This is a genomic window from Pseudomonas sp. ACM7 (assembly GCF_004136015.1).
Classification (GTDB): Bacteria; Pseudomonadota; Gammaproteobacteria; order Pseudomonadales; family Pseudomonadaceae; genus Aquipseudomonas; species Aquipseudomonas frigoris.
The window spans coordinates 6,472,472-6,495,520 of the sequence record NZ_CP024866.1; the positions used below are offsets into that span (position 1 = coordinate 6,472,472).

The window sequence follows — 23,049 nt, forward strand, 5'->3', positions numbered from 1 at the left end:
GAAGTGTAACGACATCGTGAAAGGAGGCGTTCGAGATGCAACTCATCACGTTGAAAATCGACAAGCCGGAAGCAACGAACTTCATTTTCGGTCAGACCCACTTCATCAAGTCCGTCGAGGACATCCACGAAGCGTTGGTCAATGCCGTGCCGGGTATCCGCTTTGGCGTGGCCTTTTGCGAAGCTTCCGGTAACTGCCTGGTGCGCTGGTCCGGCACCGATACCGCCATGACCGAACTGGCTCGGAGCAATGCCCAAGCCATCGGCGCAGGCCATAGCTTCATCATTTTCCTCGACGATGGCTTCTATCCCGTAAACGTGCTGAACGCCGTCAAAATGGTTCCAGAGGTGTGCCGCATTTTTTGCGCGACGGCTAATCCGACTGAAGTGATTCTCGCCGAGACGGACCAAGGGCGAGCCATTCTGGGCGTGGTGGATGGCTTCTGTGCCCGTGGCATTGAAGGCGAGGAAGACATCCTGTGGCGCAAGAACCTGTTGCGGCAGATCGGCTACAAGCTTTGAGCACCTTCCGTTATAACCGGGCGCTGAACATCACACTGTTCAGCGCCTCACACCTTACGCCTGAGAGGCTTTTTGGCGAGCCTGCAGCACGGAACCTGCTCCCAGCGCTGAATGAGCAGAGATAACCTCTGCCTGAGGTAAACATCAGCACGGCCAGGACGATCAACTGATCCGTCAGGGTCAGCGGTGTGTTCGTGGCCTGCGCGATGAAGATGGCGGCGATGGTGTAGTAAATCGCCTGACCATCCGGATTGAAGGTCAGGCCCGATGGAATGATCAGGCCGGCGACGGGTTTGGAAACACCGGCCTTTTCCATCTTGGAAATCATCTGCGGCAGCACCGATTCCGAAGAGCTGGTGCCGAGGACAGTGAACAGTTCTTCCTTGATGAACTTCAGAAACTTCCACAGGCTGAATCCGCTGTAGCGGCAGATCGGGCCCAGTACAAAAACCACGAACACGGCACAGGTCAGGTAGACACAGGCCATCAGCTTGCCGAGTGAGAACCGCGAGCCAAAGCCGTATTTGCCGATGGTGAAGGCAATCGCTCCGAAGGCGCCGATGGGTGCCAGACGCATGACCATGTTGACGATGCGAAACATGCCCTGCATCAGGCTGTCCAGCGTGTCGACGAACACCTTGGCACGAGGTCCGACATGCGCCAGGGCAATACCCAGCAGTATGGAGAACAGCAATATTTGCAGCACGTTGCCCTTGGCGAAGGCATCCACGATGGTGTCGGGGATGATGTTCATCACAAAGTCCATGAACGACGCATGCTTCACGGCGCTGGTGTAGGTGGCCAGGCTGGACGTATCCAGCGTGGCGACATCGATGTTCATGCCGGCGCCGAGTTTGAACACATCGACCACCACCAGACCGACGAGAGCGATGGTGTTTTTGGCGAATGGCTTTATGAAGCAAAGCAGCATGACGCTCTGATACATTCGTCCTTTTTCAGGAGGGAAAAATTATGCGAAGGATTATCGCAGCGGGGGCGCTCTTGCTGGCCTTGGGCGGTTGCGCAACATCACCTATGCGGGTTTATGAAGCGCGGCCAGTGCCGGCCAATGCGATGTACGCGTTCAAAAGCCAGGGTACGAAAGATCCGGGACGCCTGACCATTCTCCGTGATGACGGGTTTGTCGGTTCGGGATGTGACATCGTGTTCTACATTGATGGTCAGCGCGCAGCCAAGATAGGTCCCGGTCAGAAGGCATCTTTCGTATTGCCTGCCGGTGAAGTGAACCTCGGCACCGGGCTCGCCGAGTCTGGATTATGTGCTGGTGTCGCGATCAAAACTGTCGCGGCCAACATCAAGCCAGGGAAAGAAGTGATTTATCGAATCAACTGGGATACACAAGGTTTCTACTTGGGCCCCTACGTTGAATATGGACGTTGAGCCCAGACAGTTCCGGCCTGTTTCGCACGCCACATCACCTATAGTGAGTGATCGCAAACACCAAAGCGCACCCTGAATGCAGAACGGGTGGCTCGCAACGACTCATCCCAAAACCGGGAAATCCCTCTGTCATTACGGTGGATGAAGTGACATTAGGCGATTTAACAACGTGCAATTCACTCAACAGGAACTGGAACTGATCGACGGCCTTTTATACATGTACGGATAAGTCGGCTACACGTTAGCACCGGTGCTAGTCCTTTCGGCGTCAATTTTCTCCGGTTGCTACCTGGTCAGGCTTGGCGGAAGAGCGGGAGGCGCGATTGTGCTCACTCTCCTCTGCCGTTTGGGTGTCCGCTATCGGCCGATTCTGTTGAAAAAGTCTGGATTGCTTTCCACGGCAGAAAAGTACGCGCCTGAGATTGAAATCCTTGCTTTCAGCAAAGGCTTCCGGACTCGGATTTCACGTAGCAGCGTGCAATAGAGGTATTTTCATCCATCAATTCGAGTGGTTTGGGCAAACCGACTTTTTCAACAGAATCGGCCAAGAGCAGACCATGAACACGCTGCTAATGACTCCGTAATGTGTGCACAAACCGTGTCGCTTTGCCTTCTCATGTCCGGCCCTACAAACGATCCGCTGCGGACCATTGATGCGTCAAGTGGGATACCGCGCCTGGCTCACGCCAGCGTTGAATTCGGCACACTCGCCCATGCGCTGGCCCCCAGCCGCGCTCGAGGCGTCATCGCAGACTATTCTTGATCTGGGTAACCGACCGGTCGCACCGAAGGAGGTCACTCGTTTATACACTGTGTCCTTTTCGCAATCCGCCGCGGTTCGATCTGATGCATGAAGGCAAATCGATCCGCGCCGTCATCGAGTTCCGATGAACTACCGGTCTGCGGCACGGCCCAGGCACTTTTGTCTGCCCCCCTGAAACGGAGACGCCAGCATGAGCACCTTGCAACTTCACCCTGCACTGGACAATGGTATCCAATCCGCCGCCACGAATTTCGCAGGTGGCACCCTGCAATGCCTGTGTGCGGCCGACAAGGTTGAGGTCAAGATCGACGCACAAACTCTGCATAACCACGCGTGCGGCTGCAGCAAATGCTGGAAACCACAAAACGCGACATTCGCCGTCATCGCCGTGGTGCCTCGAGATAAGGTCAGCGTCATTGCCCACGGCGAAAAACTGGCGATCGTCGACGAAACCGCCACCATCCGGCGCCACGCCTGCAAGCAGTGTAAAGCCCATCTCTTCGGGCGCATCGAGAACAAGGACCATGCGTTTTATGGCCTGGACTTCGTCCACACCGAGCTTTTTCGCCACAGAGCGGATGGGCTGCGCCGGGATTCGCGGCGTTCGTGTCCTCCATCATCGAAACCGGCACACCGCCAGCGCAAATGAAGGCTATCCGCGAGCGTCGGCGCCAACAACCACCCATTTGCACAGGTACTGACCACCTGTTTGCATTCAACCTGACCAGTCATTTGCATTGGATTTGGTCAGGGTAGCTGTACTGTTCTCCCACTTGCGACGATAGTCAGTGGTGGAGTGGCTGGATAACTAGCGATTTTTAACCACACTACCATTGAAGCCAGCGCGGTCCGAGCAGCGCACCGATAACGGTCGGTATCAACATACCAAGCAAGTACCAGACGCCCCAGAACGGCACTTCCATTTCAGGGCAATGCAGGCAGTAGGCAATGGTAGCTATCGCCCCTGCGAGCAACCCGCCGCAGGCGCCGGCCAGTCTCAGGCGAGTGGGCGCCAACCCGCGCAAAGCCCAAAAAACTGAAATGAACCCCGGTATCGAAAGCAAGCTGATGTTCAGTGTGCACACCCGCCAGGTTTTACCAAGAATCATCGAAACACGCACGTCCGGGGTTGCGGTCATCAGGACGTAGAGGGTTCCAGCCCACACCAGTGCGAGCACTGCAATGACCAGGATTTGTCCGGCCCCCGGAGTGACGCCAGGTCTCGCCAGGCGCACGACCAAGCTCAACGCACCGAGCATCAGGCTCAGGGGAAAGGCAATCTTCGCCCAGAAAATCGGGGTTGCCACCACTTCGGCCAGATCTGGACGAGCACCAAATATGATCAACACCAGCAAGAAGGCTGCAATCAGACCGACCAGCACCCCGACGCCGAAACGTTTGGCGAGTGCATTGCGGTCAACCGGTGTGACTCCAGACGCGAGCATGGAAATAAAATCATCAGTTTTCATCGTGTACCTCTAATCCTCTCGGCCAGCGCTTTAAGCCCGCGATGGATGCCTATCTTCACGGCCGACTCCGAAAGTCCGGTCATTTGCGCGGTTTCGGTTACCGACAATCCTTCAAGCTTCACATGCTGGATGGGTAGACGCTGCCGCTCAGGTAGTTGCTCAAGTAACTTGCCCAAGTCGCGACTGGCCTGCGCCGGTTCCAGATAGGGCTCGGCAAACAGCTCCGTCGCATCGTCGAGGGAGTCGTTGAGTACCTCATGGCGCGACCTGCCGCGAAAAAAATCCGTGAGTTTGTAGCGGGTGATGGCAAACACCCATGCCGTCAACGGCTGGTCCGCCCGGTACGTTTGTCGACCGTTATGAACGGCCAGCAAAACCTCTTGCAGCAAATCCTCGACTTCACCCGGTTGGCGTTGAAGCCGAGTTCGCACAAAGCCGCGTATATGACCACTCAGTTCCGAGAGGAAGGTGCGATAAGCCCGCTCGTCTCCACCCAAACCCGCGAGGAACAAGGTCTGAAGATGGATCTCCCGACTGCGCAGTGCATCGTTATGTGTAGTTCGTTCCATCGCTCACTCTAGTTACACGAAGGCAAAAATATTATGTACCTACATAACGCCAGCCCCCTAACGGGCAACGGATGATGCTTGCGGCCAAGGACATAAGGCAACCAGCGGATTCATTCTGCGGTACTAAAAAAATATTTCGCGATGGCTGTAACCGGATTGGAAAACCCAGCGAACTACCTTTCGGATCTGAAGCACAGCGCACTCCTGAATTGATGCGACGGTCCATCCTCATGAAACCGGAGAAACAGTCATGAACAATCTGAAACTCGCCGCCCTCGCCGTTGCCTTTTCCTCCTTCGCTGCCGGTGCCATCGCTGCAGAGACCCCGGCCGCCGCAGGCGCCATGGAGAAATGTTACGGCGTCGCCATGGCCGGCCACAACGACTGCAAGGCCGGCGCCGGCACCACCTGCGCAGGCACCACCAAAATGGATTACCAGCCGAACGCCTGGAAAAACGTTCCAGTCGGTACTTGCACTACCATCAAGACGCCAAAAGGCACCGGCAGCCTCACACCTATGTAACGTCAACACCACGGGGCACACGCCAATCATGAACAAACCATTCCAGATCGGGGCCGGACTCGGCCTCAAACCGAACCATTATCAAGAGGCCCACGACTGCACGGTCGAAGGTCTCTGGTTCGAAGTTCATCCGGAAAATTACATGGTCGGTGGTGGCCCCCGTTTGGCGTGGCTGGAGGCCATTGGTGACCGGCACCCATTGTCGTTGCACGGTGTATCACTCTCGCTGGCGGCCGATTGCCCGCCGGACCCGGAGCACTTGAAACGCCTGAAGCTGCTCGCTGATCGCGTTCAACCGGCATTGATTTCCGAGCACCTGGCCTGGTCAGCCTGGCGCGACCAGTATCATCCCGACCTGCTGCCATTTCCCCGTACAGGCGAAGCCTTGCAGCGCATCGCAGGCAATATCCAGCGCACCCAGGATGCCCTTGGACGCCGGATTGCCATCGAAAACCCGACCCACTACTTGCACCTTGATGGGCATGACTACAGCGAACTCGATTTCCTCACCGAGTTGAGCAGGGCCACGGGCTGTGGCTTGTTACTGGACGTCAATAACGTACACATCAGCGCCCACAACCTCGGCTTCGATGCAGCTACTTACCTGGACGCCTTTCCCGCCGAGGCGATCATGGAGATTCATCTGGCCGGATTCACCAAAGACCTTGGCCATTCAACGTTGCTGATTGATAGCCACGACGCCCCTGTCGCAGAAAACGTTTGGACGTTGTTTCAGCGCTTGATCGAACGGATCGGCCCGCGTCCAACACTGATCGAACGGGATGACAATATCCCCGGCTTCGAAGTTTTGCTGGCCGAGCGCAACCGAGCGCAGACGTTATTGAACCTTGGGCAAAACCAGCGATTGAAGGTGGCGATATGAAGCCATCTCTCGCAGGTTTTCAGGATGCATTCGTCGATGCGTTATACGGCACAGAATCATCCATGATGGAAACGCTGACCCAACAACCGGGCTTTGCGGTCTATCGCAATACCGTACTCAAAGGCACGACGGATGCGTTGCTAGCCAACTTCCCTACCGTAGAGCGCCTGGTGGGAACTGACTGGCTTAAAAGCGCCGCCGCCATACATGCCCGGCTTTCACCGCCAACAGATGCCCGTTTACTGAATTACGGAGCGGGCTTCCCCGACTTTCTCGACAAATTCGAGCACGCGCAAGACATGCCGTATCTGGGCGACGTCGCCCGTCTGGACCTGCTCTGGACACAGGTCCATTGCGCCGCTGATGAGCCTGGCCTTCAGCTGAACGACTTGGCGCAGTTTCCCGCAACGGAACTGGGCAACCTGCGGCTGACACCACGGGACACCGCCCGTTGGGCCTGGTTGCCGGACTGTCCCGCCTACACGATCTGGCGCGTCAATCGTGAACAACGGGAAATGCCTGAAAAACTCGAATGGCAAGGTGAAGGTGTACTACTGACACGCAAGGCCGGCCGCGTGCATTGGCAGACTGCCAGTGCCGCCGACTGTGCCTTTCTCGACGCCTGCGCGGCACACCTGCCTCTCGATGTCGCCGCCGACTGGGCCAGTGATGTCGAGCCTGGCCTGAAACTGGAAGACCTCATTATTCGCCTGGTGAGTGCTGATGCGTTCGCAACGGCGGAACTCCTGACAACCCGCTACTGAAGCCATCAACGGAGCACAGCATGGATACCATCCACACCCGCTCACCTGCCGCCGACAATTCCCTGCGTGGCCTCTGGAATCGCGCTGCAACCCGATTGGGCAATCTGATCAGCGATTCGTTTCTGGTGTTGGTGGCGCGCATCGCCATCGCCGCCATTTTTTTCATGTCCGGGCGCACCAAAGTCATTGACGTTCTGACGATTACGCCGAGTACCTACGAACTGTTCCGTACGGAATACGCCTTGCCTCTGATCTCTCCAGAACTGGCGGCACACCTTTCGACCTACAGCGAGCACCTATTTCCACTGCTGCTGGTGCTCGGCCTGTTCACCCGTTTATCCGCCTTGGCATTGCTGGGTATGACCTTTGTCATCGAGGTTTTCGTTTACCCCGATGCCTGGCCGACGCACCTGTCCTGGGCGGGATTGTTGCTAATCATCATCGCACGCGGTGCAGGAGTACTTTCGCTGGATCGCCGACTGGGAATCCGGTGATCCATTCACGTATGAAGAAACTCTCGAGCAGGAGTATGCGAGTAGTTATCGGCACCCCGACGGCATACATCCAGCGTGAAAATTGCCGTCACTCCAAGAGCAAAGCCCTTGTACAAGTTAACAATCCAGGGGGCTCCCTCATATGGGCGAGCGCCGAGCATACGTGCGCATTGCGCCCGCGATGAGCAACTAAACAAGCGAATCCAGCAACCGGTTTATCGCCAGCCAATTCATCCTTAGCGCGATCCACATCATGCAAATACAACACCCAACTTCCGTCAGGTTGTCGTTACGTACAGGTGAATAATATGCAAAGCGACACCGTCCGATTCTCCTGCGTAGGCTGCGGTGTCTGCTGCAAGGGCAGACTGATACCGCTGACGTTGGCTGAAGCGCAACAATGGTTGATCCGCGGGCATGACATCGCGGTGATTCTCGAGGCCTTCGATGAATCGAGCTGGCCTCGTTCATCAGAGGAGTTTGCCCACGCCAGAGGCCGATCAGTAAGTGTGCATTGTGGTCAGACCCAGATACAGGTCATCGCCGTGTTTGCTGGCAGAGCCCTCGAGCAATGCCCTAATCTCAGAGAGGACAATCTTTGCGGCATCTACGAAGAACGCCCACTGGTTTGCCGCATTTACCCGATGGAAATCAACCCATTCATCGCGTTACGTCAAGACAACAAAGCGTGCCCGCCACAGGCGTGGGAGAGCAACGACATTCTCTGCACAGATGGACGTGCCGATCCGGCTCTTGAAGCACTCGTCATTCAATCTCGACAAGCAGACAGAGCCGATGCATCAAGCAAAATCGCCATCTGCGCGCAACTGGGCTTGAATGTGGCGAGTTGGAAGGACAACGCGCTGGCCGTTTACTTTCCACCACGGGGAAAACTGCTCGAAGCGATACACAGCGTCAAAAGTACTCTTGAGGAGTATCCAGGCTGCGAGTGGCAGGTGCGGGTCGATGATTCATCGCTGCGCGAGCTATTGACCGCGTCGGCGGTGTCTCTGGCTGCCAACGAGTCCGCCGACTACATCTTTCATGTTTTATGAACCGCCTTTACAGCCTCGGTCCAGCGTTGCAAGGTTCTGAGTGACAGACCAACCTCCTGGCAGGCCTTGATCTTTCTGGTCCCTGCTGCGACGGCCTCGGTCAACCACGCCACGAGTAACTGCCGTTCCGGCAAAGACGTCAGTTGTCCTCGTTGTCGGTCCCCCAGTAGTCGTTGAGCTTTTTTCGCAGCACCAACAACGCGGCTGTTTCAGCGAGCGCCTTGTCTTTGCGGCGCAGTTCGCGCTCAGTTCCTGGATGCGTTTCTTATCTTTGCGAGACTGCTCCCGATCTTCTTTTTGCTGGGCCTTTTCCGATTTCTGGCCGGTGATGAAGGCTTGTCGCCAGGCAGTGATTTGCTCGGGGTAAAGGCTTTTGCGGCGGCAATACTCGCTCAGATCGATCTCGGACAAACCGGCCGTTTCAAGGACGACAGCAAACTTGGTTTCGGCTGACCAGTTCTGAGCCGATTGCTTGTTTTCGGACACTGCACTTCCTTCAGAACTGAGCTGCTTGCGCCAGTTGGACAAAGACATTTCGCTGACCCCTTCGCGCCGGGAAACCTCGGCCATCGACAGGTTCAGTGGGGGAAGCAGCATCTTGAGAAATGCGGCTTTACGTTCGGGTGAATAGTACGGCACGACCAGTCTCTTTCCGCCCGATATGCTTTTTTCGGAAAAACCGGAGAGGCGACAACTATCCTGACACCGGGGGATAACGGCCAATTTCTGCCTCTCACGACTGACCGAAAATCGCCGATGAGAACAATGAGACATTCCTTATTGGTTAATTGCGTTCGCGTGAACATTTTTACCTGCTTGTGCAGCAGAAATCGGGAAGGAGTCTAATATTGAAATGCCATAGATCGGTCCATCCCATATTTACGTAATGATGCGACGGACCATTGGCATACAGGCGGCTTTGGAGCCAACACCGGACCGGTGTTGGCTAAATAGATTTCAACCTGGAGGGAACCATGAGCAATCTCATCGCCACCGGCGAGCCACCTGAAGCCGTCCGCCTCATGGTCAAGGTTTATGCCTACTTGCTGCTCGCAGGATTCGCGTTTGTTCCGGCCTATCTGATTGGCTACTTATACGTCTTTCAAGACCCCACCCTTATATTCGAAAACCACCTGTTCCATATAATTGCGATCACGGCAGCCACCTTGGCGGGCCTGTTTGTTACTTACGTCACGTGGCGCTGCTATCAGTCATCGGGAGATCCGCTGCTGCGATGGATGACGCTTGGTTTTCTCGGTTTTGTACTGATCTACGCGTTGCATGGTGCGTTCACCGGGCAAGCACACCACAATATCTGGCTTTTTCTGCTGTATGGACCGACCTCTCGACTGGTCATGTCGATTCTGCTGTTAGTCGGAATGCTGTCGTACCACCGCCCACCGGATGCCGCGGACCAACGAATGAAGGCCCGTCCGTGGTTGACCTGGATAGGCCTGTTCCTGCTGGTTGATGTGGCAGTGGCGTACGTCGCCAATTCGCCGATCGCCGGCAATCTCGCGGTGCGCCTCTCGATGGAAGGTGGTGCCCTCATTCTTTCCACATTGACCGTGGCAATACTCCTGCTGCGCCGTATCCGTTCGCCGCTGATGATGATTTTTGTCATCTCGGTCACCGCGTTCGCGCTGTCATCGCTTGCTTTCATCCTTGCGCGTCCGTGGAACCACATGTGGTGGCTCGCTCATGCGATCTTCGCCGGTGGATTCTTCATGTTGAGCTACGGGGTCGTGCAAGCGTTCCTCACTACGCGGTCGTTCTCGAAGATCTACAGCCAGGAGGAGTTGATGGTGCGGCTTGCCGAAGCGATGGCGTATACCGAGAGCGCCCTGCAGGAACTCCAGCGTACCAATCAAGAACTCGGGCACCTTGCGGCGACCGATCCACTGACTGGCGCTGATAATCGGCGTCGATTCATGGAGCGGGTCGAAGTCGAAATTGGCCGGACCAAGCGCGGCGGTGAGCCGTTCTCCGTGTTGGCACTCGATCTGGATAATTTCAAGTCCATCAATGATCGCTTCGGGCATCAGGTTGGCGATGACATCCTGAAGGGTTTCGTGGAGAAATGCCTCGATTCGATCCGGCCGTATGACGGCGTAGCCCGGGTGGGCGGGGAAGAATTCATGATATTGCTACCTCAGACTTCACTTGAAGGCGCGCACGTCATCGCTGAGCGTCTGCGAAGCACCGTTGCAAATAATTCTTTTCATGGCCTGCAGCGGTTAACCGTGGTCACAGTGAGCATCGGCGTATCGCAATCCGGCCGCGACGGCGACACCATCGAGGCCATTCTGCGTACAGCCGATCAACGCCTGTATCACGCTAAACACGAAGGCCGTAACCGTGTGGTCACTGCCATCAAAACCAGCCTCCAACCTCTGCCCTGACCCATCATCTCGAAGTCGCTGGGCTAATCGAAGGGACGGCACCGCACCTGTTTTGGATCGAACGTCCCTACTTCGCCGACCCACCACGCGGCTTATAAAAAAGAAACATCGAGGTCTCGCTGGTCTTGATGTATTTCCTGGCCCAAGCGGGTTTCACCTTCCTGTCGTGGAAATACATCGCGCCATGGGTTCGGTCGTTGAGTTGCTGGTTGAGCGCCTTGCGCGCGATTTCCTTGGCAATCGCGTATTGGGTTTCTTCCTGGACCTGATCCGAGCGTCCATCACACCACCACGAAAACTGACAATTCCTGGTTTCAGAACCCTGCTTGACCAAGGCGCATACCGTGTCCGGAAAGCCCTCGTGGCCCAGGCGGTTCATGACGACGCTGGCGACGGCTTCCATGTCGGCGGACGATTTTCCTTTGGATTCCCAATAGATGGAGCGGGCCAGACAGGTGATTGCATCGTCCATGGGCGACTGACCGGCCGGATCGACCGCCTGAGCCTCGGAGGTGGTGATGGTTTCGGACTTGGGCACCGGTACGTCGCTGCCCTTCTCCGCGGCTTTCTGCTCCAGGACCTCGGCCTTGTCCTCAGCCACTTCCTTTTTTTGCTCCTGCTCAGACGCGATGGTGTGGCCGGCGAGAAGGGTTATTGCGAAGCAGGTGGCTATCCAGATAACTCGCATGATCGACCCTTCTGACGGAACCGGGAGCACAAAGCACTGGTGACTTTGCTTGATTGTAGTTGCCAAAATTCATTCCAACAGACGGACAAAAAAACAGTCTTGGGGCGTGAAAAGTCATTGCGCTTGCGGGGGTGAAATCGCGCATCATGGGCGCAGTCAGCTCAAGGGGATTTCCATGCGCTTCAAATCATCTGCTAAGCGTCTTGCCACGTTGTCACTGGGGATGTTGTTCGCCGTGAACGCGTTGGCGGCCGACGAGAAACAACTGATTGATTCGATCAACCTCTACCGCAGCCAGGTGCAGCGCTGCGCAGGTCAGGTATCGCAGGAACTGCCACCGCTGGCCGGCGACCCACGGCTGGCGCTGAACGCCAACAGCGTCGGCAATCTGCAGCAGGCAATGGCCAGCGCGGGTTATACGATGAAGAATGTACAGGCGATCAGCCTGTCTGGGCCGCGCGATGCGCCGTCAGCGATGAAAGCGATTCAGGAGAGTTTTTGCCAGATTGTGCTGGACCCGCAATTCGTCGATGTCGGCGTCAGCCGCCAGGATCGTGAGTGGCGCATCGTACTGGCACGTCCACTGTTGAGCGCTCGCCTGGGTGACTGGCAGGCCGAAGGTCAGAAACTGCTGGCCGAGCTCAACATCGCACGCAGTCAGCCGCGCCAGTGCGGCACGCAATCCTTTGCCGCCGCCACGCCACTGGCCTGGAACGCCGCACTGGCGACGGCGGCCGAGGAGCACGCCCGGTCGATGGCTAACAACAATTACTTCGATCACAAGGACCGCGATGGCCGCATGCCGGGTGATCGGGCTGAATTGGCCGGTTACAGCGGCGGGCAGGTCGGCGAGACCATCGCTGCCGGCCAAGACACCGTGCGCAAGGTGGTCGATGGCTGGGTGTCCAGCGCCGGTCACTGCGCGAACCTGATGAACCCGAATTACCGGGAGTTGGGTGCCGCATATGCGGTTGATCCGAAGAGTGATCCGGGGATTTACTGGACCGCGATGTTCGGGGCGCAGTAAGTTCGGGACGCTCGATAGAAAAAACCCGGAGCCCTGTCATGGGGCTCCGGGTTTCTTTTTGCAGCGATCGTCAGTGGGTACTCATCCCGGCCGCATGCATCAACAATCGCAATGCCCCCGCCACAACACCCAACGCCGGCACACTGCCCAGCCAGATCAACACAAGCCACCCAAGGCGCCGATACCAGCGCACGGGTTCAGGCTGACGCGATTTAATGGTAGCCATCACCGATCCTCACTTTGCCGCGGAACACGTAGTAGCTCCAGCAGGTGTACATCAGGATGATCGGGAGAATGAACAAGGCCCCGATCAAAATGAACTGTTGGCTGCAGGGTGCTGACGCCGCGGCCCACAGGCTGATGGACGGCGGCATCATGGCGGCAAAAAAGACCCACGAACTGATTCCGCTCTGCCACGCCTTGCTGCTCAGTTCAATTCATGTCGAGCTCAAAGCCTGTGCGCCCGACAGCGTGAAGATCATCGGCACGTGCCGCCTCGAAGGGCAGACCGGCGTCGAACTGGAGGCACTGACCGCCGTCAGTGTGACTGCGCTGACCCTTTACGACATGTGCAAAGCGGTGGATCGCGGCATGGTCATCGGCGAGATCCGTCTGCTCAGCAAACACGGTGGACGCTCGGGGAAACTCCAGTGGGAGGACGCACAATGATTCTGATCAGCTACTTCGCTCGTTATCGCGAGCAACTAAACCTTGGCGGTGAAAAGCTGCCATTGACGGCAACCCTCAACAGCATCGACGACGTCCGCCAACTGCTGATCGCGCGTGGCGGGGTCTGGGCAGAGGTGTTCGGTGAAAGCAACCTGATGTGCGCCTTGAACCAGGAGCTGTGCCATCCGGATCAGGCGATCGAGGACTTTGACGAGATCGCCTTTTTCCCGCCGGTGACCGGGGGCTGAAGCTTCACGCCTCCACCTGCACCACCTCAATCCCGAGCTTTTGATAGTCCTCGACATTGCCCGACGCCACATGACGCTCGGTGATCAGGGTATGAATACGCTGACACGGCGCGACCACGAACGGCTCCACCGCCCCCAGTTTGTCGGCGGTGGTGACGGCAACGACATGGGAGGCGCTGGCGAGCATCGCCTGTTTGACCGGCACCTCGTCGAAATGCAGGGAGCTGATGCCGACTTCCGGGTGAATCGCACAGACGCCGGTGAACAACAGATCAGCCTTGATGCCCTCGATCAGCCGCAGGGTTTCATGTCCGCTGGCCGACAGGGTCGCGCGGTTGAGTTGCCCGCCGGCCAGAATCACCGTGATGCCTTTGTATTCGGCCAGGGTGATCGCAATCATCGGCGAGGCGGTGACGGCCGTAATGGCAATGTCCGACGGTAGAGAACGGGCGATTTGCAGCGTCGTGCTCCCCGAATCGAAAATCACAATCTGGCCGTTGTGTACCTGGCGTGCGGCGAGTTGCGCCAGGTGTGTTTTCACTTCATCGGTTTCACTGACGCGGGTGAAATAATCCTTGCCGGTGTCCTTGGGCCGCGGCAGCGCCCCGCCGTGCACCCGCTGCACCAGCCCGGCGGTGGCCAGCTCCGCCAGATCACGGCGAATGGTGTCTTCGGACACTGCGAAATGCAGGCTCAGCTCACTAGCCATGACCTTGCCGTCACGTTCGAGAATCAACAGGATTTTTTGCCGGCGCAGATGAGGGAGCTCGGCGGCTGAGTGTGAGTCGTGCATGTTTTTGCCTGTTTTTGCGCGAAATTGCGTGCTTGTGCGAGACTAGCCAAAGCGCGGGATAAACACAAACCACCCGGACATCAATTGTTTCGATAATTCAAATCATGAAGCCGAATTTTTTATTTGTTTGTGACTTGTTCAAGATGGCGCCATCACAAATGTTTTGGATGAAAACTTCATGAATCTAAACTTTGCCTTTGCCTGCATGATCGTGGTCTCGTTCGCGATTGCGTTGGGTCACGCCTGATCAGCAGAAGCCAAAGGCCATTCGCTCCCTCCTCCATCCAGAGTCGACTCATGCTGTGTTCCCTTGTATCGAACGGCGCTATCGTCACGCCTGAAAGGCCGGATACAACGGTGCCCTGGTGGAGCTTTACCAAAACCGTGCTCGCTGCTGCCGCGCTGTCACTGGTGCGTGACGGGTTGATCGACCTTGACGACACCGTTGCTGAAGGCCCCTTCACGCTGCGCCAACTGCTGCGGCACGAGGCCGGGCTGGCGGATTATGGCGAACTCGCCGACTACCACAACGCCGTGGCCCGCCATGAGACGCCCTGGCCGGCCGATGACATGCTGCAACGCCTTGATGCCAGCCGATTGCGCTACGCACCCGGGGACGGTTGGCGCTATTCGAACGTCGGCTATCTGTTCGTCGTGCGACTGATTGAACGCGTGACGGGGCGCACGCTTGAAGCAGCGCTCACGGAGCGTGTGTTCGCCCCCCTCGGTTTATCCCGCGTACGCCTCGCCAAAACGCGAGCCGATCTGGACGGCGTGAACATGGGGAGCGCGCCAACCTACGACCCCGGCTGGGTGTATCACGGCTTGCTGGTTGGCCCACTTGAGGAAGCCGCCCTTTGTCTGGACGGTCTGCTGGCCGGCAACCTTCTGCCAAACGCGCTGCTGCAAGCGATGCAAACGGTACGCGTCCTCGGCGGCCCGATTCCCGGTCGCCCGTGGACTTCCCCGGGCTACGGTCTCGGCCTGATGCAGGGTTTGGTCACGGGCGATCTGACGTTGAGCGGACACACCGGCGCCGGCCCGGGCAGCGTAGTGGCGGTCTATCGCTGCGTTGATGGCGAAAACGCGGCGAGTTGCGTGGTCTTTCATGAAGGCGCCGACGAAGGGGTTGCCGAAGCAGAAGTGGTCGAACGCCTGTCGGCAGTCCTTGGGAAAAACCGGTAGAAAAGCCGTAACCCTTCCCCGCATGGTCTATAACCAGTGGCGACATGATTTGGATCAGGGAACCTTGAAGGCGCCCTCGCTAAATTGATCTCTTGAAAAAAGCCGACAAGTGACTGTCCGCTAGGAGATTCCCCGCATGAAAGCCCTGAAAATAGCCGCCAGTGATTCCGCGTTCGATTGTTTCCAGACCTCCCGAGAAGTGATCCCGCTCAATCAAACCGACTACACCGACGTCGCGGTTGCGGTGTTCTCTGTGGAGGATGTGATGGCGGGCGCCCTGGACGCCCTGCAGCGTACCGGTTTCGATATCCCCATTTTTCTCGTCGCCTCTCCCGGTTCCGGCAACCGCGCCCGGGACGTCTACAAGCACCTGCAAGATGTGCTGCTTCAGGTGAATGGCATTTTTGACCCCTCGCGCAATAACGCCGAATACCATGGCAACCAATTGGAGACCGCGGCAAAAGCCTATTAAGAAAGTCTCCTGCCGCCCTTCTTCGACGCGCTCAAGCACTACACCGAATCGGCCAACGCTACGTTCGCCTGCCCTGGCCACCAGGGCGGCCAGTTTTTCCGCAAACACCCGGCTGGCCGGCAGTTCTTCGACTTCTTCGGCGAGACTCTATTTCGCGCCGACATGTGCAACGCCGACGTCAAGCTCGGCGACTTGCTGATCCACGAAGGCCCGGCACTTCAGGCGCAAAAACACGCGGCGCAGGTGTTCAACGCCGACAAGACCTACTTCGTGCTCAATGGCACATCGGCCTCTAACAAGGTGGTCACCAATGCGCTGCTCACGCCTGGCGATCTGGTGCTGTTCGATCGAAACAACCACAAATCCAATCACCAAGGTGCGTTGATCCAGGCGGGGGCTACCCCGGTTTACCTGGAAACCGCGCGCAACCCTTATGGTTTTATCGGCGGGATTGACGCCCATTGTTTCGAAGAAGGTTACCTACGCGAACTCATCAGCGAAGTGGCACCGGACAAGGCCCAACTGCCACGGCCGTTTCGTCTGGCGATCATTCAGCTGGGCACCTATGACGGCACCATCTACAACGCCAGACAAGTCGTCGATCGCATCGGCAAACTGTGCGACTACATCCTGTTTGACTCGGCATGGGTGGGTTACGAACAGTTCATCCCGATGATGAAGGATTGCTCGCCGTTGCTGCTGGATCTGCACGAGAACGACCCCGGTATCTTTGTCACTCAATCGGTGCACAAACAGCAGGCGGGGTTTTCCCAGGCGTCGCAGATCCACAAGAAAGATCGCCATATCAAAGGCCAGGCCCGTTATTGCAACCATGCACGGCTGAACAACGCCTTCATGGCCCAAGCCTCTACCAGCCCGTTTTACCCGCTGTTCGCCTCACTGGATGTGAACGCGCGCATCCATTCCGGCCGCAGTGGCCTGCGCCTGTGGGAAGACTGTGTGAAGTTCGGCATCGACGCGCGCAAATTGATTCTGGAAGCGTGCACCATGGTTCGCCCCTTCGTGCCGGACACCATTGACGGTCGCCCCTGGCAGGACCATCCGACTGAGGACATCGCCAACGACATCCGGTTTTTCGAATTCCATCCGAAGGATCGCTGGCATGCCTTCAGTGGTTACGCCGACAAGCAATACTTCATCGACCCCTGCAAGTTGCTGTTCACCACGCCAGGCATCGACCCGGTCGATGGCAGTTACACCGACTTCGGCATCCATGCCGGCATCCTCGCCAACTTCCTGCGCGAGAATGGCATCGTTCCGGAAAAGTGTGACCTGAACTCGATTCTGTTCCTGCTCACCCCTGCCGAAGACTGGGCAAAGATGACGCATCTCGCCGCACAGATCGCACGCTTTGAACGCTTCATCAGTGATGACGCACCGATGAGCCGGGTGTTGCCGGCCATCTATGCAACGCATCAGGAGCGCTATCGCAACTACACCATTCGCCAACTCTGCCAGGAGATGCACGACCTCTACCGCACCCACAACGTCCAGCAATTGCAGAAGGCAATGTTCCGCAAAGAACACTTCCCGAAAAAGGCGATGAACCCGCAGGCAGCACAGTTCGAATTCATCCGTGGCAACGTCGAACTGGTGGCGCTGGCGGACGCGGAGGGTCGCATCGCTGCCGAAGGGGCCCTTCCCTATCCACCCGGCGTGCTCTGCGTGGTGCCCGGGGAAATATGGGGCGGTGCGGTGCTCAAGTACTTCCTGGCGCTGGAGGAAGGTATCAACTCACTGCCTGGCTTCACGCCGGAACTCCAGGGCGTGTATTTGAAACAAGAAGGTGGTCGCATTCGAGCCTATGGGTACGTGATCAAGACTTGAGTCTTCACACCGCCCCCACAATAAACGCCCGCAACCACTGATGCGCCGGATCGCGATGGCAGCGCTCCGGCCAGAGCATGCTCATCTCGTAACCCGGCACCTCCAGCGGTGGCTCGAACACCGCCAGCCCGTTTACGTCACGAACCAGCCGTGCTGGCAGCATCGCCACCAGATCCGTGCTCTCCAGCACCGAGCGGACAAACAGGAAATGCGGAACCGACAGCACGACCCGACGCGTCAGCCCGACTTCAGCGAGCGCCCTGTCAGTGGTGCCGTGAAAGCCGCCGCCGTCGGGCGACAGGATCACATGATCGAGCTCGCAGAATTGCGCCAGTGTCGGCCGCTTTTGCAGACGCGGATGGTCGGCACGCCCCACCAGCACATAGCGTTCGGTAAACAATGCCCGGCGATGCAAACCGGGTGGCGAGTCCTCGCGGGTATGAAAAGCCAGATCGATGGCGCCCTGCTCCGCTTGTTTGGCCAACCGTGGCGGCACCAGGTCAAACACCGCCAGGCGCGTGCCCGGTGCTGCCGAGCGCAGCCCGGCCAATGCGGGCAACAGGATGGTCGACTCGCCGTAATCGGACGCCATGACCTTCCACGTCTGTTGCGCCTCGGCCGGGTTGAAAGCGTCCGCGGGCGACACGGCGCGCTCCAGAGCTTCCAGTGCCTGGCGCAGCGGTTCGCGCAATTCATCGGCCCGGGCGGTGGGCCGCATGCCCCGTGGGCCCGGCAGCAACAGCGGATCGCCGAAAATATCGCGCAACTTCGCCAGGTGCACACTCACTGACGGTTGCGACAGATTCAGACGGTGAGCCGCGCGGGTCACATTGTGTTCCGAAAGCAGGACATCAAGGGTCAGCAACAGGTTGATGTCCAGGCGCCGCAGATTATTCATCACAATACCTGGCATATTGGTTATTCATTTCCAATATACCGATCAACGTCCGATCCTGCAGCCTCCAGACACCGGAGACTCAGTGATGAATGTTTTGCTCGTTTATGCCCACCCTGAACCCAAGTCCTTGAACGGCTCGCTCAAAGACTTCGCCATCGAACGGCTGGAAGCTGCCGGCCACCAGGTCCAGGTTTCAGACTTGTACGCGATGAACTGGAAAGCCTCGCTGGATGCCGATGACAGCCTCGGCCGGCCAACCAACTCGCGCTTCGATCCGTCGCTGGACTCCAAGCGTGCGTACGCAGAAGGCCTGCAACAACACGACATCGCGTGTGAGCAGGAGAAGCTGATGTGGGCGGACGCGGTGATTCTGCAATTTCCCCTGTGGTGGTTCTCGATGCCGGCGATCCTCAAAGGCTGGGTGGAACGGGTCTACGCCTATGGTTTCGCCTATGGCGTGGGGGAACATTCCGACGCGCGCTGGGGCGACCGTTATGGGGAAGGCACGCTGGCGGGCAAGCGGGCGATGCTGGTCGTGACTGCCGGCGGCTGGGAGTCTCATTACAGCCCGAGGGGGATCAACGGCCCGATCGACGACCTGCTATTCCCGATCCACCACGGCGTGTTGTTTTACCCCGGTTTCGACGTGCTGCCACCGTTCATGATCTATCGCACTGGCCGAATGGACGACGCACGCTTTTCAGCGACGTGTGACTCACTTGGGCAGCGGCTGGATGACCTTTGGACGACGCAGCCCATCGCGTTTCGTCCGCAGAATTCGGGGGCGTATGAGATTCCGCAACTGACCTTGCGCGATGAGATTGCTGCGGATGAATTCGGTTTTGCGGCTCACATTGGGGAATCAGCCCGGGGTTGAGCGTGATGGCGAGTGGATATCTGCGCGAAGCCGATTATGCTTCAGGAAACCTTGCAGCGATGCGAGGCCGTCAGCCTGTGTGCATGCTTCGCGCAATCCGTAATCCGACGACATCAGCCCCAGGGCCTGGGTGCGGCAAAAAAGGTAGTGAGGTACTCCGGCCTACAACAAGAACGACGGAGAAGACTCATGGCCGCAATCGACAACACATCCACGGGCAGCGCGCCCCACCACGGGATCACCAAGGAGGAGCGCAAGGTCATTTTTGCCTCGTCCCTGGGTACCGTGTTCGAGTGGTACGACTTTTACCTTTACGGCTCCCTCGCTGCGATCATCGCCAAGCACTTCTTCGCCGGCGTCAATGAGACAACGTCCTTCATCTTCGCGCTGCTTGCGTTCGCCGCGGGCTTCGCGGTACGCCCCTTCGGCGCCATCGTGTTCGGCCGACTGGGCGACATGATCGGGCGCAAACACACCTTTCTCATCACCATCGTGATCATGGGTATCTCCACGGCCGTAGTGGGCTTTTTGCCCGGCTACGCGACCATCGGGGTGGCAGCGCCGGTCATTCTGATCAGCCTGCGCCTGCTGCAAGGCCTGGCCCTGGGCGGTGAGTACGGCGGCGCGGCGACCTACGTGGCCGAACATGCGCCGAAAGGTAAGCGCGGCTACTTCACTTCGTGGATTCAAACCACTGCGACCCTCGGTCTGTTCCTTTCGCTGCTGGTGATCCTCGCCTGCCGCACCATCCTCGGCACCGAAGCCTTCGAGGCCTGGGGCTGGCGGATTCCCTTCCTGCTGTCGATCCTGCTGCTGATCGTCTCGGTGTACATCCGCCTGCAACTCAGCGAGTCGCCGGTGTTCTTGAAGATGAAAGCCGAAGGCAAGTCCTCCAAGGCGCCGCTGACCGAATCCTTCGCCCGCTGGGACAACCTCAAAATCGTGATCATGGCCCTGCTCGGCGGTACTGCCGGCCAGGCCGTCGTCTGGTACACCGGGCAGTTCTATGCGCTGTTCTTCCTGCTGCAGACGCTGAAGATCGACCCGCAGACCGCCAACTTACTGATTGCCGGCTCCCTGCTGATCGGCACGCCGTTCTTCGTCATATTCGGCAGCCTCTCCGACCGCATCGGCCGCAAGGGCATCGTCATGGCCGGCTGTATCCTCGCGGCGCTGACCTACTTCCCGATCTTCCATGCGTTGACCCAATACGGAAACCCCGACGTGTTCATCGCGCAGGAGAAGAACCCGGTGACAGTGGTCGCCGATCCTAACCAGTGCTCGTTCCAGTTCGACCCGGTGGGCAAGGCCAAATTCACCAGCTCCTGCGACCTCGCCAAGACGGTGCTGGCGAAGAGGGCCATCCCCTACAAGAACGAGAAAGCTGAGCCTGGCGCCGTCGCGCAGGTCCGCATCGGCAACAAGGTGATTCAGAGCTTCGAGGGCACCGGCATGCCGGCCGCCGACTTCAAGGCCAAGAACGACGCCTTCACCGCCTCCCTCGGCACCGCGCTCAAAGACGCCGGCTACCCCGAGAAAGCCGACCCGGCCAAGACCAACTATCCGATGGTGCTTCTGCTCCTGACCATCCTGGTGATCTACGTGACCATGGTCTACGGCCCGATCGCCGCCTGGCTGGTGGAACTGTTCCCGGCGCGCATCCGCTACACCTCGATGTCGCTGCCCTACCACATCGGCAACGGCTGGTTCGGCGGCTTTTTGCCCACGGTGGCGTTCGCCATGGTCGCGGCCACGGGTGATATCTACTACGGGCTTTGGTACCCCATCGTCATCGCCGTGATGACGGCCATTCTTGGCATATTCTTCATGCCGGAAACCAAGGATCGGGAAATTCATCACACCTAGGCTGGCACCTGCCCTCTCCCGCGAGGGAGAGGGCAATCCGGAGACGATCAAACGGTCTACGCTCATCAAAATGGCTTCGGGGCTCCTTCCCCGCGCACTGATTGGGGGCACCATCATGATCCGCATCCTGTTAATCACTTTTATGCTGCTTGCGCTCAGCATCCCGGCACAGGCCGGGGTGACGCCATTTCCTGCCGCCTTTCGGGTTCAGGACATCCCGGTCGAAGGCGTCACGCTCCATGTGCGCGTCGGCGGCAAGGGGCCCGCCGTGGTGCTACTGCATGGCTTCGGCGACACCGGCGACATGTGGGCGCCACTGGCCGCCGATCTGGCCAAGGATCACATCGTCGTCGTGCCGGACCTTCGCGGCATGGGCTTGTCGTCGATCCCGGACAGCGGCTACGACAAGAAGACCCAGGCGGGCGACATCCGTGCGCTGTTGGCAGCGCTGGGTATCGAACACTCGGTGGTTATCGGCCACGACATCGGCACCATGGTCGCCTTCGCCTACGCCACGCGCTATCCGCAGCTGACCGACCGCCTGGTGGTGATGGATGCGCCCGTGCCGGGCATTCCTCCTTGGAACGACATTGTCCGCTCACCGATGTTGTGGCACTTCGACTTCGGCGGACCGGATGCCGAACGCCTGGTCGCCGGTCGTGAGCGCATCTACTTGGACCGGTTCTGGAACGAGTTCGCGGGCGACCCCACCAAAGTGGATGAAGCCACCCGTCAGCATTACGCCAAGCTCTATGCCCGACCCGGCGCCATGCACGCGGCCTTCGCCCAGTTCCGCAGCATTCGTCAGGACGCGGTGGACAACGAAGCGTCGATGGCGACGCGGCTGACGATGCCGGTGCTGGCCGTCGGTGGGGAAAAATCCTTTGCGGAGAATGAAGCGATCGTGATGCGCAATGCAGCGGACACTGTGACGCAGGTGGTCATTCCGGGGGCGGGACATTGGCTGATGGAGGAAGCGCCAACGCAGACCATTCGAGCGATTCGCGACTTTATTGCGCAGTAATGCAACCCGCACTGTGTAGCAGCTGGCGAAGCCTGCGTTCGGCTGCGCAGCAGTCGTGATGTCAGGCAACGCGATGTTTCAGGAAAACCGTGTATTCAGGTTTTACGACTGCTGCGCAGCCGAACGCAGGCTTCGCCAGCTGCTACACAGTGCTAGGCGCAATGGAAATGGCTCGTCAGGAACGCAACACGCCAATCGCCCGCCGATATTTTTCAATGCGTTCCAGGTCTTCCCACGACGGCTGCGCGATTCGCGACAAGTCGCTGTTCTCTTCCAGATCCGCCAGTTTCACCACCCGGCCAATCGGGTTCTGCGCCGCGCGTTCGACGAAGGTTTCATAGGACTCCCCCGGCACTTTGGTGACCGATTCGATGGCCGTCAGTACGGCTTCGCTGAACCCTTCCTTGCGCAGGTCATCAAGGCTGATGCCGCAGTCTTCGACCACGTCATGCAGCACCGCGACGATGCGTTCTTCCAGCGTCGTGACCCGCAGCATGACTTTCAGCGGATGCAGGATGTAAGGGCTACCGCCCTTGTCGACCTGCCCCTCATGCGCAGTGGCGGCGATGGCAATGGCGCGTTCCAGTGTTTGAGTCATCTTGCAGCTCCC

General features: G+C 58.3%; 22 protein-coding genes and 5 pseudogenes. 17 read left to right on the plus strand and 10 right to left on the minus strand.

All coding sequences use genetic code 11. From position 1 onward, the window contains the following. The first annotated feature begins 35 nt into the window (after positions 1 to 35). Positions 36 to 521: an adenosine-specific kinase gene (locus CUN63_RS30920; RefSeq protein ID WP_129444922.1), complete on the plus strand. Its 486-nt coding sequence runs from the start codon at positions 36 to 38 to the stop codon at positions 519 to 521. Positions 522 to 654: 133 nt separating this feature from the next. On the opposite strand, the pseudogene CUN63_RS30925 reads toward CUN63_RS30920, so the two are convergent. Continuing rightward, positions 655 to 1,419: pseudogene (locus CUN63_RS30925) on the minus strand (cation:dicarboxylate symporter family transporter); the annotation flags it as partial. 74 nt (positions 1,420 to 1,493) lie between these two features. Between CUN63_RS30925 and CUN63_RS30930 the strand changes: the two are divergent. Then, positions 1,494 to 1,922, plus strand: coding sequence for a hypothetical protein (locus CUN63_RS30930; RefSeq protein WP_129444923.1), 429 nt, complete (start codon positions 1,494 to 1,496; stop codon positions 1,920 to 1,922). 953 nt (positions 1,923 to 2,875) lie between these two features. Further along, positions 2,876 to 3,441: pseudogene (gene gfa / locus CUN63_RS30940) on the plus strand (S-(hydroxymethyl)glutathione synthase). 71 nt (positions 3,442 to 3,512) lie between these two features. On the opposite strand, the gene CUN63_RS30945 reads toward gfa, so the two are convergent. Together CUN63_RS30945 and CUN63_RS30950 are read right to left on the minus strand one after the other, a co-directional pair. After that, positions 3,513 to 4,154, minus strand: coding sequence for a DUF1109 domain-containing protein (locus CUN63_RS30945; protein ID WP_129444924.1), 642 nt, complete (start codon positions 4,152 to 4,154; stop codon positions 3,513 to 3,515). After that, on the minus strand, positions 4,151 to 4,723 hold the full coding sequence (locus CUN63_RS30950; protein ID WP_129444925.1) for a sigma-70 family RNA polymerase sigma factor: 573 nt from the start codon (positions 4,721 to 4,723) through the stop codon (positions 4,151 to 4,153). The genes CUN63_RS30945 and CUN63_RS30950 overlap by 4 nt, the downstream gene beginning before the upstream one ends. 250 nt (positions 4,724 to 4,973) lie before the next feature. Between CUN63_RS30950 and CUN63_RS30955 the strand changes: the two genes are divergently transcribed. From CUN63_RS30955 to CUN63_RS30975, 5 genes are all read left to right on the plus strand, one after another. Continuing rightward, on the plus strand, positions 4,974 to 5,246 hold the full coding sequence (locus tag CUN63_RS30955; protein ID WP_129444926.1) for a DUF2282 domain-containing protein: 273 nt from the start codon (positions 4,974 to 4,976) through the stop codon (positions 5,244 to 5,246). A 28-nt stretch (positions 5,247 to 5,274) separates the two neighbouring features. Beyond that, a complete protein-coding gene (locus CUN63_RS30960) occupies positions 5,275 to 6,129 on the plus strand; it encodes a DUF692 domain-containing protein (RefSeq protein WP_129444927.1) in 855 nt (284 codons plus the stop codon). After that, complete coding sequence (locus CUN63_RS30965; RefSeq protein WP_129444928.1) at positions 6,126 to 6,893, plus strand: DNA-binding domain-containing protein; 768 nt, start codon at positions 6,126 to 6,128, stop codon at positions 6,891 to 6,893. Before CUN63_RS30960 ends, CUN63_RS30965 begins: the two co-directional genes overlap by 4 nt. Positions 6,894 to 6,913: 20 nt before the next feature. Further along, positions 6,914 to 7,387, plus strand: coding sequence for a DoxX family protein (locus tag CUN63_RS30970; RefSeq protein WP_129444929.1), 474 nt, complete (start codon positions 6,914 to 6,916; stop codon positions 7,385 to 7,387). Positions 7,388 to 7,695: 308 nt separating this feature from the next. After that, entirely contained in the window at positions 7,696 to 8,442 is a 747-nt protein-coding gene (locus CUN63_RS30975) for a YkgJ family cysteine cluster protein (RefSeq protein WP_129444930.1), read from the plus strand. Positions 8,443 to 8,456: 14 nt separating this feature from the next. On the opposite strand, the pseudogene CUN63_RS30980 reads toward CUN63_RS30975, so the two are convergent. Then, positions 8,457 to 9,039 (minus strand): annotated as a pseudogene (locus CUN63_RS30980) (IS3 family transposase); the annotation flags it as partial. 377 nt (positions 9,040 to 9,416) lie between these two features. On the opposite strand from CUN63_RS30980, the gene CUN63_RS30985 reads away from it, so the two are divergent. Beyond that, complete coding sequence (locus CUN63_RS30985) at positions 9,417 to 10,844, plus strand: GGDEF domain-containing protein (protein ID WP_129444931.1); 1,428 nt, start codon at positions 9,417 to 9,419, stop codon at positions 10,842 to 10,844. Positions 10,845 to 10,911: 67 nt separating this feature from the next. Here the strand turns inward: CUN63_RS30985 and CUN63_RS30990 are convergent, their stop codons facing one another. Then, positions 10,912 to 11,532 carry a cell wall hydrolase gene (locus CUN63_RS30990; protein WP_129444932.1) on the minus strand — a complete coding sequence of 207 codons (621 nt, stop codon included), beginning with the start codon at positions 11,530 to 11,532 and terminating at the stop codon, positions 10,912 to 10,914. A gap of 175 nt (positions 11,533 to 11,707) precedes the next feature. On the opposite strand from CUN63_RS30990, the gene CUN63_RS30995 reads away from it, so the two are divergent. After that, entirely contained in the window at positions 11,708 to 12,559 is an 852-nt protein-coding gene (locus CUN63_RS30995; protein WP_129444933.1) for a CAP domain-containing protein, read from the plus strand. Between the two features lie 70 nt (positions 12,560 to 12,629). Here the strand turns inward: CUN63_RS30995 and CUN63_RS31000 are convergent, their stop codons facing one another. Next, on the minus strand, positions 12,630 to 12,785 hold the full coding sequence (locus CUN63_RS31000) for a DUF2474 domain-containing protein (RefSeq protein WP_129444934.1): 156 nt from the start codon (positions 12,783 to 12,785) through the stop codon (positions 12,630 to 12,632). Continuing rightward, positions 12,772 to 12,936 (minus strand): annotated as a pseudogene (locus tag CUN63_RS32500) (cytochrome d ubiquinol oxidase subunit II); the annotation flags it as partial. The pseudogene CUN63_RS32500 and the gene CUN63_RS31000, both read right to left, overlap by 14 nt. Here CUN63_RS32500 and CUN63_RS31010 point away from each other — a divergent pair. Next, positions 12,875 to 13,228, plus strand: coding sequence for a cyclic pyranopterin monophosphate synthase MoaC (locus tag CUN63_RS31010; RefSeq protein WP_371928200.1), 354 nt, complete (start codon positions 12,875 to 12,877; stop codon positions 13,226 to 13,228). The pseudogene CUN63_RS32500 and the gene CUN63_RS31010 sit on opposite strands and share 62 nt — an antisense overlap. Continuing rightward, entirely contained in the window at positions 13,225 to 13,476 is a 252-nt protein-coding gene (locus tag CUN63_RS31015; protein WP_129444936.1) for a MoaD/ThiS family protein, read from the plus strand. Before CUN63_RS31010 ends, CUN63_RS31015 begins: the two co-directional genes overlap by 4 nt. Positions 13,477 to 13,480: 4 nt before the next feature. Here CUN63_RS31015 and CUN63_RS31020 read toward each other — a convergent pair whose 3' ends face one another. After that, positions 13,481 to 14,269, minus strand: a complete 789-nt coding sequence (locus CUN63_RS31020) for a DeoR/GlpR family DNA-binding transcription regulator (RefSeq protein ID WP_129444937.1) — start codon at positions 14,267 to 14,269, stop codon at positions 13,481 to 13,483. Positions 14,270 to 14,566: 297 nt separating this feature from the next. Between CUN63_RS31020 and CUN63_RS31025 the strand changes: the two genes are divergently transcribed. Both CUN63_RS31025 and speF read left to right on the plus strand, forming a co-directional pair. Beyond that, positions 14,567 to 15,454, plus strand: a complete 888-nt coding sequence (locus tag CUN63_RS31025; RefSeq protein ID WP_129444938.1) for a serine hydrolase — start codon at positions 14,567 to 14,569, stop codon at positions 15,452 to 15,454. Positions 15,455 to 15,590: 136 nt separating this feature from the next. After that, positions 15,591 to 17,774, plus strand: a pseudogene (gene speF / locus CUN63_RS31030) (ornithine decarboxylase SpeF). A gap of 4 nt (positions 17,775 to 17,778) precedes the next feature. On the opposite strand, the gene CUN63_RS31035 reads toward speF, so the two are convergent. Then, positions 17,779 to 18,672: a LysR family transcriptional regulator gene (locus tag CUN63_RS31035; protein WP_129444939.1), complete on the minus strand. Its 894-nt coding sequence runs from the start codon at positions 18,670 to 18,672 to the stop codon at positions 17,779 to 17,781. A gap of 85 nt (positions 18,673 to 18,757) precedes the next feature. Here CUN63_RS31035 and CUN63_RS31040 point away from each other — a divergent pair, with 85 nt between their 5' ends. The 3 genes from CUN63_RS31040 to CUN63_RS31050 all read left to right on the plus strand — a co-directional run bounded on the left by CUN63_RS31040 (position 18,758) and on the right by CUN63_RS31050 (position 22,439). After that, positions 18,758 to 19,549, plus strand: a complete 792-nt coding sequence (locus CUN63_RS31040) for an NAD(P)H-dependent oxidoreductase (protein WP_129444940.1) — start codon at positions 18,758 to 18,760, stop codon at positions 19,547 to 19,549. Positions 19,550 to 19,738: 189 nt separating this feature from the next. Next, positions 19,739 to 21,415, plus strand: coding sequence for an MFS transporter (locus CUN63_RS31045; RefSeq protein WP_129444941.1), 1,677 nt, complete (start codon positions 19,739 to 19,741; stop codon positions 21,413 to 21,415). A 115-nt stretch (positions 21,416 to 21,530) separates the two neighbouring features. Next, positions 21,531 to 22,439, plus strand: coding sequence for an alpha/beta fold hydrolase (locus CUN63_RS31050; protein ID WP_129444942.1), 909 nt, complete (start codon positions 21,531 to 21,533; stop codon positions 22,437 to 22,439). Positions 22,440 to 22,614: 175 nt separating this feature from the next. Here the strand turns inward: CUN63_RS31050 and CUN63_RS31055 are convergent, their stop codons facing one another. Then, complete coding sequence (locus CUN63_RS31055; protein WP_129444943.1) at positions 22,615 to 23,037, minus strand: HD domain-containing protein; 423 nt, start codon at positions 23,035 to 23,037, stop codon at positions 22,615 to 22,617. Between the last annotated feature and the right edge of the window lie 12 nt (positions 23,038 to 23,049).